A 12,294-nucleotide genomic window follows, 5' to 3' on the forward strand; every position below is an offset into this window, starting at 1 on the left:
AAAAAGGTGCTCATTGAGCACCTTTTTTGATCTCTCAAACCTACTTGTTGTCGGTCAGAGCAGGTTTGTTATCAATGTTGGTTAATACGCCGCTGCTGTTAAAGGTCAGCGTCAGCGTTTGCTGAGTAACGCCTTCATGCCCTGGCTGCTGACGGAACACATAAAACCAGGTGTTAGTACCAAAAGGATCGGACATCATTGGTGTACCCAGTGCATAAGCAACTTGTTGCTGCGTCATACCTGTACGCACTTTGGCGACATCGGTAGGTGTCAGATAATTTCCCTGGTTGATGTCAGGGCGGTAAACCACTCGCTCCAGAGTGGAACAGCCTGCAGTCAACATCAGTAGTACTGCTGCAGCAGCAGTCAGCGTTTTACAGCGCATAGTGATTTGATTCCTTTTCGGGCCCGAGCAGTACGCGGCTCATATGTAATATGCCGATGATAATAGACCTTTCACCACTTTAAAACCTTTTGCTGTCGGGTCGGTCGGCGATTTTATGTTGAACTCAGACCGTCACAAGGTAAAAAAGTTTATGCCGCCAGCAGTTCTTTTGCATTTGCGAGGGTATTACGTGTCACTTCGCTACCGCCAAGCAGGCGAGCTAATTCCTGCAGGCGAGCGCGTTTATCCAGCGGCTGCATGTGTGTTTCGGTCATTGCGCCGTCAGTTTCTTTGCTGACATAGAAATGTTGATGACCGCAGCCAGCAACCTGCGGCAGGTGAGTCACACACATCACCTGGGTTGATTCACCCAATTGACGCAGTAGCTTACCCACAACCGCTGCCGTCGGACCACTGATACCAACGTCGACTTCATCGAAAATCAGCGCAGGAGTTTCCATTTTACGCGCGGTAATCACCTGAATAGCCAGCGCAATGCGCGACAACTCACCACCGGAAGCGACTTTCGCAATCGGCTGTAACGGCTGACCCGGGTTAGTGGTAACTTTGAATTCCACACGATCGGCACCGTCTGCGCTCAGATGGTGTTCCTCAAATTTCACATCAATGCAAAAGACACCGTGCGGCATCGAGAGAGCATGCATGCTTTCTGTGATGAGTTTCCCCAATTCCTGAGCATAATGCTGGCGCTGTTGGTGCAGCATTTTTGCCGTTTCCAGCGCCTGCTGGTGGTGCGTGTTTACCGCCAGGGTTAAGGTTTCGAGCGAGTCAGCCTGATCGTCAAGCTGCTGTTGTTCATCCAGCAATGACTGATAGAACTGTGGCAGCGCTTCAGGGGCAACATGATGCTTTCGCGCCAATGAAATTTGTCTGGAAATACGCTGCTCAAGTTCGAACAAACGGTTAGGGTCTAAATCCAGACGATCGCAATAGTGGCGCAGCTCATCGCTGGCTTCGCTGAGCTGGATGGTCGCCTCTTCCAGCATGTCCAGAATACCGGAGAGCTTACCGTCCATTCCCGCCAGTTCACTAACCAACTGTTTTGCCGTGTACAGCTGGCTTTGCAGATTAACGTCTTCGCCGTCTGCCATGATAGCCAGCGCTTGCTGGCTGGTGGTGAGCAACTGCCCGCTGTTAGCCAGACGCTTGTACTCTTCATCAATTTGCTCAAACTCGCCTGCCTGGGGGTTGAATTCGTTCAGCTCTTTTAACTGATATTGCAACAGTTCCGCCCGGGCAGCGCGTTCCTGGCTTTGTTGCTGATGATGTGCCAGGTCGCGGCAGCTTTGGTGCCAAAGCTGGTAGCGCGCGGACATTTCCTGAATCAGGGATGCTTCATTAGCGTAACCATCAAGCAGGAACTTTTGGTGTTCCGATTTTGTCAGGAGTTGATGCGCGTGCTGGCCATGGATTTGAATAAGCAACTGGCCCAGTTCACGGAGCTGTGACAGGGGAACGGCAGTGCCATTGATAAATCCGCGGGAGCGTCCGTCGCTGCTGATTACGCGGCGTAACAAACACTCACGACCTTCTTCAAGCTGGTTCTCTTCCAGCCAGCGTAGCGCCGCAGGGGTATCTTTTAAAGAGAAGCGCGCGCACAGATCGGCGCGTGTGGCATCTGTACGCACCATGTCGGCCTCTGCCCGCCCGCCCAGACACAACCCGAGAGCATCAATGGCAATGGATTTACCCGCACCGGTCTCGCCGGTGATGACGGTCATTCCGCTTTGGAAATCGATCTCCAGTTCACGAACGATAGCAAAATTGCTGATGGTCAGTTGTGCCAACATAGTTGTTTTCCTGTATGAAAAACCATAACTGTGATTACATACAGTATAAACTGGTTTTTTATACAGTAAAGAGGTTGACGTTAAATTAGAATAATTTTTTTGACCAGCCTAATTTAGTGCTTAATGTATTGAAATAACTGTAATCTTTTGGGTGTATCAGGTTCAGATGATAATCACAGCGGCGAATCAATACGTCTTCACCTTCCTGGATAGGCAGGGCGATCTGGCTGTCACAGCTGATCTCAAGATCGTTGCGGCGATGAGAGAAGCGCAGGCGAATGGTACTGCTACTGTTGATCACCAGCGGTCGCGCGGAAAGCGTATGCGGGAACATCGGCACCAGTGTAATAGCATCCAGAGAAGGCGTCAGAATTGGGCCTCCGGCAGAGAGCGAATAGGCGGTAGAGCCGGTCGGGGTGGAGATAATTAGCCCGTCTGAACGCTGGGAGAAGGCAAAGATTTCATCGATATAGACTTCAAATTCAATCATGTGCGCCACTTTTCCGGGGTGCAACACAACTTCATTGATCGCAGTGCTAATGCGCTTCTGGCAATCCTGCTGGCACACCTGGGCTTCGAGTAAAAAGCGCTTTTCGCTGATGTAGTGGCCTTCCAGTACGTCAGCTAATTGCTGTTGGGCATTGTCCGGGTCTAAATCGGTCAGGAAACCGAGATTGCCGCGGTTAATCCCGATAACTTTGATGTCATAGCGTGCCAGGGTGCGTGCAGCCCCCAGCATATTGCCGTCGCCACCGACGACTACGGCGAGGTCTGCTTGCTGACCAATTTCTGCGAGCGTACCGGTTTTCACATTTTTCAACTGCAGCTCGTGGGCGATTTGTTGCTCAACGATAACCTCATAACCTTTGACGCACAGCCAGCGGTAGAGCATTTCATGTGTGGTCAGTGCAGTGGGGTGACGTGGATGCCCCACAATGCCAATACACTTGAAATGTTTGTTCATTTTCTCGAGGTCCTTGTAACGAAGATTAGTGACAATGTGAGTACTTCCCTTGAAACCCTGAATCTTATCCCCATAATAATCCAGGTTAGCGAGATGAATGCGAAAAAAACGCGGAGAAATTCATGAGTAGTAAAGAACAGAAAACGCCTGAGGGGCAAGCCCCGGAAGAAATTATCATGGATCAGCACGAAGAAGTTGAGGCGGTAGAATCAGACGCTTCTGCTGAGCAGGTGGATCCGCGCGATGAAAAGATTGCGAATCTGGAGGCTCAGCTTGCAGAAGCTGAAACGCGCGAGCGTGACAGCGTGTTGCGTATCAAAGCGGAAATGGAAAACCTGCGTCGTCGTACCGAACTTGACGTAGAAAAAGCGCATAAATTTGCGCTGGAAAAATTCGTCAACGAACTGCTGCCGGTGCTGGATAGCCTGGACCGCGCGCTGGAAGTGGCGAACAAAGATAATGACGCGATGGCGGCGATGGTTGAAGGTATTGAACTGACCCGCAAGTCGATGCTGGATGTTGTGGCGAAGTTTGGCGTGCAGGTGGTTGCGGATATCGATGTGCCGATGGACCCGAACGTACACCAGGCTATTGCAATGGTTGAGTCTGATGAAGTTGCTGCCGGTAACGTGCTGATGGTCATGCAGAAAGGCTATACCCTTAACGGACGTACCATTCGCGCGGCAATGGTGTCTGTGGCGAAAGCAAAAAGCTAATCAGCCTCAGACCGGGTAGTGCTGATGCGTTACCCGGTCTGGATTATCCTCACTGGTCAGATACGCTTTCTCGTAGCGGTTTGACCGGCAATACCTGCACCTGCTTAATCATATTGTCCTGCACGTCGAGAATATCGATATCGTACTGCCCAATACGCACTCGGGTGCCGGCAACGGGGATCTCTTCCAGTGCTTCAAGAATAATACCGTTTACCGTTCGCGCATCATCTTCCGGCAAATGCCAGTTAAATGCCTTATTGATTTCACGAACGTTGGCGCTGCCATCAATAATTACTGAACCGTCATTCTGCGGCGTGACTTCTTCGGCAAGCGTTGGTGACATTGACGTGGTGAAGTCACCGACAATCTCCTCCAGAATATCTTCAACGGTGACCAACCCCTGAATATCGCCATATTCGTTGACCACCAGGCCGACCTTCTTCTTATTACGCTGAAATTTGATCAACTGAGTGCTGAGCGGGGTGCCTTCCGGGACAAAGTAGATCTCGTCGGCGGCGCGTAGCATGGTCTCTTTGGTGAACTCCTTTTTCTCGGCCATGAGTCGCCACGCTTCACGCACGCGCAACATGCTAATGGCATCGTCCAGCGAGTCGCGGTACAGCACAATACGTCCGTGCGGGGAGTGAGAAAGTTGGCGGACGATAGACTTCCAGTCATCGTTAATATCGATACCGATGATTTCGTTACGCGGGATCATAATGTCATCGACGCTGACTTTTTCCAGGTCCAGCACGGACAGCAGCATATCCTGGTTACGACGAGAGATTTGCGAGCGCGATTCATTCACCAGCGTGCGCAGTTCATCTTTACTCAGCGAACCACTCACCACGATATCCGTTTTGATGCCCATCATACGCATCAGCAGACGCGTGATGGTATTCAGTAACCAGACAAGCGGCATCATCAGTACTTGCAGTGGCGCTAACAACACGCTGCTGGGATAGGCCACTTTTTCTGGATACAGCGCGGCAATTGTTTTGGGCAATACTTCAGCAAATACCAGTACCACAAAGGTCAGGACCCCGGTGGCGATTGCCACGCCCGCATCGCCATACAGACGCATACCGACAATGGTACCGAGCGCGGAGGCCAGAATATTCACCAGGTTGTTGCCAATGAGGACCAGGCTTATCAGACGGTCGGGCTTACGAAGTAATTTCTCAACGCGTTTTGCCTGACGATTTCCCTGTTTTGCCCGGTGTCGCAGACGGTAGCGGTTCAGGGTCATCATTCCGGTTTCGGAACCGGAAAAATAGGCGGAAATGACCACCATAATGAGAAGCGTGACAATAAGCGTGGTGGTGGAGATGTGTTCCACGTAGGGTTCCTTAAAGATTTAACTCACGAACTGCTGCAGGATGCGGCTGCCGAAATAGGCCAGCGTCAGAATACCTGCGCCTGCGACGTTAAACCAGACGACACGACGTCCGCGCCAGCCTTCATGGTAATGTCCCCACAGCAGAACGATATAGACAAACCATGCCACGATAGACAGAACGGCTTTATCAATATTTTCTGTGCTGAACAGGTTGTGCATATAAAACAGGCCAGTACACAGCGTCAGCGTCAGCAGAACCACGCCTATCTGGGTGATATGAAACATCTTCCGCTCAATGCTCATCAGCGGTGGCATTTCATTGCTGAAGGCCAGTTTTTTGTTTTTCAACTGGTAGTCAATCCATGCCAGTTGCAGCGCATAGAGCGCGGCGATAATCAGCGTGGCGTAAGCGAACAGCGATAACCCGATGTGAATCATCATGCCCGGCGTAGCTTCGAGATGGGTGATGTATTCGTTGGGCATAAACGTAGCGCATGCCAGATTGATTAATGCAAACGCATAGACGATCGGTAGCAATAGCCAGCCGCGGTTGCGCGAGGCCACAATGGTCATGACGGTACAGATCATCAGGCTAACCAGAGAACCGACGTTCAGCAGGCTCAGGTTTTGTCCGCTTTCACCACCTGGCAGAATACGTGCTTCCAGGGCAAACGCGTGACAGACCAGCGCGATAACCGCAGAAAGAATAGCCATACGCCGCCAGCCGCTGTTTTTTTGCAGCAGGGCGGGAACGATCAGCGCAAGGCTGACGGAATAGGCGACAAGGGCTAACAGAGCAAAAACGGGCATATGGGTGTCGACAGTTGGCCAGGGATGAAGAAAAGCAGTATAGCGTTACGTGACCGCTGCTCCAACCGTTGCATAACAACAAAGGCGGCTTCATGTTATACTGCGACAAATTTCTGTTGATGTGTCGCTGTTGCGACCGACCGTTTCCACCTCAGGCGAGAGACAATGTTTGATAATTTAACCGATCGTTTGTCGCGCACGCTGCGCAATATCAGTGGCCGTGGACGCCTTACTGAAGACAACGTTAAAGAGACGCTGCGCGAAGTGCGCATGGCGCTACTGGAGGCTGACGTTGCGCTGCCGGTAGTGCGTGAGTTTATCAATCGCGTAAAAGAGAAAGCGGTTGGTCACGAAGTTAACAAGAGCCTGACCCCGGGTCAGGAGTTCGTCAAAATCGTTCGTAGCGAACTGGTTTCGGCGATGGGCGAAGAGAACCAGACGCTAAACCTGGCGGCACAGCCACCGGCCGTGGTGCTGATGGCGGGCCTGCAGGGTGCGGGTAAAACCACCAGCGTCGGTAAGCTGGGTAAATTCCTGCGCGAGAAGCACAAGAAGAAAGTGCTGGTGGTCTCTGCCGACGTCTATCGCCCGGCGGCGATCAAACAGTTGGAAACGTTGGCCGAACAGGTCGGCGTGGACTTCTTCCCGTCGGATGTCGGCCAGAAGCCGATTGATATTGTTAATGCCGCGCTGAAAGAAGCTAAGCTCAAATTCTACGACGTGCTACTGGTGGATACCGCCGGTCGTCTGCATGTTGATGAAGCGATGATGGACGAAATCAAACAGGTCCACGCTTCTATCAAACCGGTAGAAACGCTGTTTGTTGTCGATGCCATGACCGGTCAGGATGCTGCGAATACTGCGAAAGCGTTTAACGAAGCACTGCCGCTGACCGGTGTGGTACTGACTAAAGTCGATGGTGACGCCCGTGGCGGTGCGGCATTGTCTATTCGTCATATCACTGGTAAGCCGATTAAATTCCTCGGCGTTGGTGAGAAAACGGAAGCGCTGGAGCCGTTCCATCCGGACAGAATTGCCTCACGTATTCTCGGCATGGGCGACGTGCTGTCGCTGATCGAAGATATCGAAAGCAAAGTTGACCGTGCACAGGCAGAGAAATTAGCAAGCAAGCTGAAAAAAGGCGACGGCTTCGATCTGAACGATTTCCTTGAACAGCTTAAGCAGATGAAAAACATGGGCGGCATGGCCAGCCTGATGGGCAAGCTGCCGGGCATGGGGCAGATCCCTGACAACGTGAAATCGCAGATGGACGATAAAGTGCTGGTGCGTATGGAAGCCATCATCAACTCGATGACGATGAAAGAACGCGCTAAGCCGGAAATCATCAAAGGCTCCCGCAAACGCCGTATCGCACTGGGCTGCGGGATGCAGGTACAGGACGTTAACCGTCTTCTGAAACAGTTCGACGACATGCAGCGCATGATGAAGAAAATGAAGAAGGGCGGAATGGCGAAGATGATGCGGAATATGAAAGGGATGATGCCCCCAGGATTCCCCGGTCGCTAATCGGCCTGGCTTGTTTGCCATTTCGGCACCGGGGTGTGCTCGCCATCCTCACGTACTGCGTGTACGCTCCGGTGGCTGCGCGCACGCCGGCACCGAACTGACGGCACCGCCGACGGCCTTTTATAGCAGAGTTATCAACTGCTGATTGCATTTTCCCCAGAAATCAGTAAAATTTTCGGGCTTTTAATATGACACCCGGGCTCCGTTCCTCGATGGGGCCTGGGTGTTTTATTCACACAAGAGGATGTTATGGTTACTATTCGTTTAGCTCGTCACGGCGCTAAAAAGCGTCCGTTCTACCAGGTTGTTGTTACCGACAGCCGTAATGCACGCAACGGTCGCTTCATCGAGCGCGTTGGCTTCTTTAACCCAATCGCTAGCGAAAAAGAAGAAGGCACTCGCCTGGATCTGGATCGCATCGCTCACTGGGTTGGCCAGGGCGCGACTATTTCTGATCGCGTAGCTACGCTGATCAAAGCAGCAAACAAAGCAGCTTAATCTGTCACGGTGGTCATGATGAGCAAGCAACTCGCCGCACAGGCTCCTGTAGAACCCATCGTTTTGGGGAAAATGGGGTCTTCTTACGGTATCCGTGGTTGGCTCAGAGTGTTTTCTTCCACTGAAGACGCCGAAAGCATTTTTGACTATCAGCCCTGGTTTATCCAGAAGGCGGGTCAGTGGCAGCAAGTACAGCTGGAAAGCTGGAAGCACCACAATCAGGATCTGATCATCAAGCTGAAAGGCGTTGACGATCGTGATTCGGCGAATCTACTGACTAATTGCGAAATTGTCGTGGATTCCTCGCAGTTGCCAGCGCTGGAAGATGGTTCCTACTACTGGAAAGACCTTATGGGCTGCCAGGTAGTGACCACTGAAGGCTACGATCTCGGTAAAGTCGTCGATATGATGGAAACCGGTTCGAATGACGTCATCGTCATCAAGGCAAACCTGAAAGATGCGTTTGGTATCAAGGAACGTCTTGTGCCGTTCCTCGATGGGCAGGTTATCAAGAAAGTCGATCTCGCTACTCGTACTATCGAAGTAGATTGGGATCCTGGTTTTTAAACCACCGGATAAACGGTAAAAGTCGGCGTTATGGGGATTGGCTTGTGTTTATAGGTATCGTTAGCCTGTTTCCAGAAATGTTCCGCGCAATTACCGATTACGGGGTAACTGGCCGGGCAGTAAAAAATGGCCTGCTGAACATCCAAAGCTGGAGTCCTCGTGACTTTACTCATGACCGGCACCGTACCGTGGACGATCGTCCGTACGGCGGCGGACCGGGGATGTTAATGATGGTGCAACCTTTACGGGACGCCATTCATGCAGCAAAAGCTGCGGCTGGTGAAGGCGCAAAGGTGATTTATCTGTCACCTCAGGGACGCAAGCTTGATCAAGCGGGCGTTTGCGAACTGGCAACGAATCAAAAGTTGATTCTGGTGTGCGGTCGCTATGAAGGAATAGATGAGCGCGTGATTCAAACCGAAATTGACGAAGAATGGTCAATCGGCGATTACGTTCTCAGCGGTGGTGAGTTACCGGCAATGACGCTGATCGACTCCGTTTCCCGGTTTATTCCGGGGGTTCTGGGTCATGAGGCTTCGGCAATCGAAGATTCGTTTGCTGACGGGTTGCTGGACTGTCCACACTATACCCGACCTGAAGTGTTAGAGCAGATGGAAGTACCGGCGGTATTACTGTCGGGGAACCACGCTGAGATACGTCGCTGGCGTTTGAAGCAGTCGCTGGGCCGGACCTGGCTTAGAAGACCTGAACTTCTGGAAAACCTGGCTCTGACTGAAGAGCAAGCAAGGTTGCTGGCGGAGTTCAAAAAGGAACACGCACAACAGCAACATAAACATGATGGGCAGGCGTAAGCCCCCAATATCAGTTTACCCAGGATAAGAGATTAAATTATGAGCAACATTATTAAGCAACTTGAACAAGAACAGATGAAGCAGGACGTACCTTCCTTCCGTCCGGGTGATACCGTGGAAGTGAAAGTATGGGTTGTTGAAGGTTCCAAAAAACGTCTGCAGGCATTCGAGGGCGTGGTTATCGCTATTCGTAACCGCGGTCTGCACTCTGCATTCACTGTTCGTAAAATTTCCAACGGCGAAGGCGTTGAGCGTGTCTTCCAGACTCACTCTCCGGTAGTTGACAGCATTGCTGTTAAACGTCGTGGTGCTGTTCGTAAAGCTAAACTGTACTACCTGCGTGAGCGCACTGGTAAGTCTGCTCGTATCAAAGAGCGTCTTAACTAAGATTCGCGCAAGCGACATCCTGTTAGAAAAGGGCTGGCCGAAAGGCTGGCCCTTTTTTTACTCCGACCTTTATTTTTTGTTAGATGACTGCGCGACGCGCAGCCAGTTGGATATTGATTACGGTGTCGAGATCACGACTGCAACGCGGCGGTTTTCGGCACGGCCTTTTGACGTCTGGTTGCTGGCAAGCGGGTATTTCTTCCCGAGCCCTTGGGTTGTCAGGTTAGTTCGTGGAATATTGGCACCCCGAGCCCAGGCGTCTGCAACCACATTGGCTCGTTTGAGCGACAGAGCTTCGTTGTAGCTGTCCTCGCCATAGTTATCGGTGTGACCATCCAGACGAGCATGGTTTAACCCGGTAGCAGCCAGTTTGGATGCCATTTCCTGGATTTGTTTTTCACTTTCAGGGCGGAGTTTATAGTCGTTTTTGTCAAACAGGATGGTGTCAGACAAACCCAGAGACCAGTCTCCTGAAGCTTCAGTAAATCCGTACGATTTCATAGCTGCAATTTGCTCTGGGGTAAATTTCCCCTGAGGTGCCTGACAGCCTGCCAGAATCAGCATGATGAGAATAAACGGGGATAATAAACGTCTTAGCATGTGTGTAATTCCTTATTTTTTAATAATGCGCTCAGCGCGCAAATTTTTAGCCTGATACATATTATGATCGGCAAGTTCTTGTAATTTCTCGGCAGAGGCATGTTCCCACGTCAGCGCAAAACCAATACTGAGTGTCATGCTTGCCAGATGACCGTTATGCAGGTCAAAAGGTCGATTAAACTCTTGCGACAACGCCGCGCAGATACGTTGAACTTCGTATTCAGAATGGACGCTGTAAAGCACCATGGCAAATTCATCGCCGCCAAGTCGGTATGGGTGATGCCGATTACCACCAAATTCGGCCAGCCTTTTTGCGACTTCAATCAGGACCCGATCGCCCGCAGCGTGTCCCCAGGTATCATTAATAAATTTAAAATTATCGCCATCAAGGAATAACAACGCAGAGCTGCTGTGGGCCGCGTCGTCGTTCATCAGTGCGTTAATACTGCTGCGAAATGCGGCACGGTTCGCAAGACCAGTCAAAGGGTCATGTAGCGCGGTACGCAACAGTTGGGCATTCTTTGCCTGGAGACGTAGTTGCCATTCTTCCATTTCATCCAGCAGGCTATTAAAGTCCTGCGCAAACAGATGAAATTCTTCAATCCGTTCTTCAGATACGCGCCGTGAGAAATTACGATTGGTACGAACATCATGTACCACCTCAGTAATATTTTGCAGGGCGTCCACGACACCATTGTGTAAATAACGAGTAAGCATTAATGCAATACCCGATGCCAGTAAAATGCATCCGGTAAGAACCGCCAGCGACAAATAAATGAAATGACTAATAACGCTGTCGCGAGCAATCAGGCGCACTTCACCAATAACGTCGCCATTGTGCAAAATGGGTTGAGTTACCGGTTGTGGGAACAACCAGTGGCTGATGATACTGCTGATTTTGTCAGTAGTATCCTGCGCGTCATAGCGCCAGGTGGCGATCACTTTCTGCTTTTGATTGCGGACTTCTGCAACTGAAAATTGCCCTTGCTGTCCCAGTGCCGCCAGCGTTTCCGACGCTGCGACGCTATCCGAAAAGACTAATGCTGCTTCGAGCGTGCGGGTCATGGTTGCTGCCGTGAGATCCAGATTCTTTTGTGCGTATTGCTTCAGAGCCAGCACAGACGAAATGCTAAGCAGCAGCCAAATCAGCGTCATGGTTACCAGTACGCTGACGATGCTGATACGCCGCAGCGTCCGCTTAAACGTTGGGCGTTTTATGGGAGAAGGACCCTTATTCATGCTTTTTATTCCGCGCAAGCATCAATACGTCTGGACTTACCCTTACACCGCTGCGTGACAGGGAATCCATATTTACGGAAAATCTCACGTCTTCATCTTTAATTATGAGGCAAAAAGCGCTGCCAATAACGCATTCGGGATTCTGTTCGGCAATTAATAACAATGCTTTAGTAGGATATTTATTCTTTAGTTCCGCCTGATATGTAGGACTTTCTTTTCCAAAATAAAAACCATCACACTGCGCAACTAAGACTTCTTGTTCCGTATGAATGATGACAGGAAGATAGGGTAGTGCTCCTGCTCGGGTATCTTCCAGCACGCTGGAAAAGCGCGAAGAAGAGAATATACACAGTTTTGGTGGCCCTGAAAGTGCTGGCCAGCGTGTATAACTGACGATACCGGAAACCATAGAGCGCACAGATTTTGCCTCTTCCGTGACGCTGTGAGCGTACAGAGGTAATCCGGTCAGAAGCAGTGCCAGTAGAAGTATGAGTCGGTAAGAAAAGCTCATGAATAGGTACCTACCAGCGTTTGCCGTATTGCGTCGATATACATTCAAGATTGTTTGCAACAAAATAACATTATTTTCCCAGGGCGTCATTATTCCTGGAATGAGTGCATTGAGTATTTAAGCTAAAT

Annotated in this window: 14 protein-coding genes; 6 read left to right on the plus strand and 8 right to left on the minus strand. The window is 50.8% G+C overall.

From position 1 onward, the window contains the following. Nucleotides 1–40 precede the first annotated feature (40 nt). From bamE to nadK, 3 genes are all read right to left on the minus strand, one after another. Nucleotides 41–385, minus strand: a complete 345-nt coding sequence (bamE, locus tag HV041_RS02580) for an outer membrane protein assembly factor BamE (protein ID WP_003826401.1) — start codon at nt 383–385, stop codon at nt 41–43. A 149-nt stretch (nt 386–534) separates the two neighbouring features. Next, nucleotides 535–2,196 carry a DNA repair protein RecN gene (gene recN, locus HV041_RS02585; RefSeq protein WP_121584939.1) on the minus strand — a complete coding sequence of 554 codons (1,662 nt, stop codon included), beginning with the start codon at nt 2,194–2,196 and terminating at the stop codon, nt 535–537. Nucleotides 2,197–2,281: 85 nt separating this feature from the next. Next, the gene (gene nadK / locus HV041_RS02590; RefSeq protein WP_005130436.1) at nt 2,282–3,160 is read right to left on the minus strand and encodes an NAD(+) kinase; all 879 of its coding nucleotides are present in this window, start codon (nt 3,158–3,160) and stop codon (nt 2,282–2,284) included. Nucleotides 3,161–3,282: 122 nt separating this feature from the next. Between nadK and grpE the strand changes: the two genes are divergently transcribed. Next, the gene (gene grpE / locus HV041_RS02595; protein WP_048212941.1) at nt 3,283–3,876 is read left to right on the plus strand and encodes a nucleotide exchange factor GrpE; all 594 of its coding nucleotides are present in this window, start codon (nt 3,283–3,285) and stop codon (nt 3,874–3,876) included. A 49-nt stretch (nt 3,877–3,925) separates the two neighbouring features. Here the strand turns inward: grpE and HV041_RS02600 are convergent, their stop codons facing one another. After that, nucleotides 3,926–5,215: an HlyC/CorC family transporter gene (locus tag HV041_RS02600; protein ID WP_101742785.1), complete on the minus strand. Its 1,290-nt coding sequence runs from the start codon at nt 5,213–5,215 to the stop codon at nt 3,926–3,928. An 18-nt stretch (nt 5,216–5,233) separates the two neighbouring features. Continuing rightward, complete coding sequence (locus HV041_RS02605; RefSeq protein WP_048212939.1) at nt 5,234–6,025, minus strand: inner membrane protein YpjD; 792 nt, start codon at nt 6,023–6,025, stop codon at nt 5,234–5,236. A 165-nt stretch (nt 6,026–6,190) separates the two neighbouring features. Between HV041_RS02605 and ffh the strand changes: the two genes are divergently transcribed. From ffh to rplS, 5 genes are all read left to right on the plus strand, one after another. Further along, on the plus strand, nt 6,191–7,552 hold the full coding sequence (gene ffh, locus HV041_RS02610) for a signal recognition particle protein (RefSeq protein ID WP_116360775.1): 1,362 nt from the start codon (nt 6,191–6,193) through the stop codon (nt 7,550–7,552). Between the two features lie 249 nt (nt 7,553–7,801). Next, complete coding sequence (rpsP, locus tag HV041_RS02615; RefSeq protein WP_003031228.1) at nt 7,802–8,050, plus strand: 30S ribosomal protein S16; 249 nt, start codon at nt 7,802–7,804, stop codon at nt 8,048–8,050. An 18-nt stretch (nt 8,051–8,068) separates the two neighbouring features. Then, a complete protein-coding gene (gene rimM, locus HV041_RS02620; RefSeq protein WP_003031230.1) occupies nt 8,069–8,617 on the plus strand; it encodes a ribosome maturation factor RimM in 549 nt (182 codons plus the stop codon). Between the two features lie 44 nt (nt 8,618–8,661). Then, entirely contained in the window at nt 8,662–9,429 is a 768-nt protein-coding gene (trmD, locus tag HV041_RS02625) for a tRNA (guanosine(37)-N1)-methyltransferase TrmD (protein WP_061068379.1), read from the plus strand. A gap of 39 nt (nt 9,430–9,468) precedes the next feature. Next, entirely contained in the window at nt 9,469–9,816 is a 348-nt protein-coding gene (gene rplS / locus HV041_RS02630; RefSeq protein ID WP_002914145.1) for a 50S ribosomal protein L19, read from the plus strand. Between the two features lie 117 nt (nt 9,817–9,933). Here rplS and HV041_RS02635 read toward each other — a convergent pair whose 3' ends face one another. From HV041_RS02635 to HV041_RS02645, 3 genes are read right to left on the minus strand one after another with little or no spacing between them, the layout of a single operon-like run. Further along, nucleotides 9,934–10,416 carry an OmpA family protein gene (locus HV041_RS02635; protein ID WP_048212937.1) on the minus strand — a complete coding sequence of 161 codons (483 nt, stop codon included), beginning with the start codon at nt 10,414–10,416 and terminating at the stop codon, nt 9,934–9,936. A gap of 12 nt (nt 10,417–10,428) precedes the next feature. Continuing rightward, nucleotides 10,429–11,655, minus strand: a complete 1,227-nt coding sequence (gene dgcN / locus HV041_RS02640) for a diguanylate cyclase DgcN (protein WP_048212936.1) — start codon at nt 11,653–11,655, stop codon at nt 10,429–10,431. Beyond that, nucleotides 11,648–12,166, minus strand: a complete 519-nt coding sequence (locus tag HV041_RS02645) for a YfiR family protein (RefSeq protein WP_040234078.1) — start codon at nt 12,164–12,166, stop codon at nt 11,648–11,650. The genes dgcN and HV041_RS02645 overlap by 8 nt, the downstream gene beginning before the upstream one ends. Nucleotides 12,167–12,294 lie beyond the last annotated feature (128 nt).

The sequence above is a fragment of the Citrobacter sp. RHBSTW-00029 genome (assembly GCF_014104295.1).
GTDB classification, from domain to species: domain Bacteria; phylum Pseudomonadota; class Gammaproteobacteria; order Enterobacterales; family Enterobacteriaceae; genus Citrobacter; species Citrobacter youngae.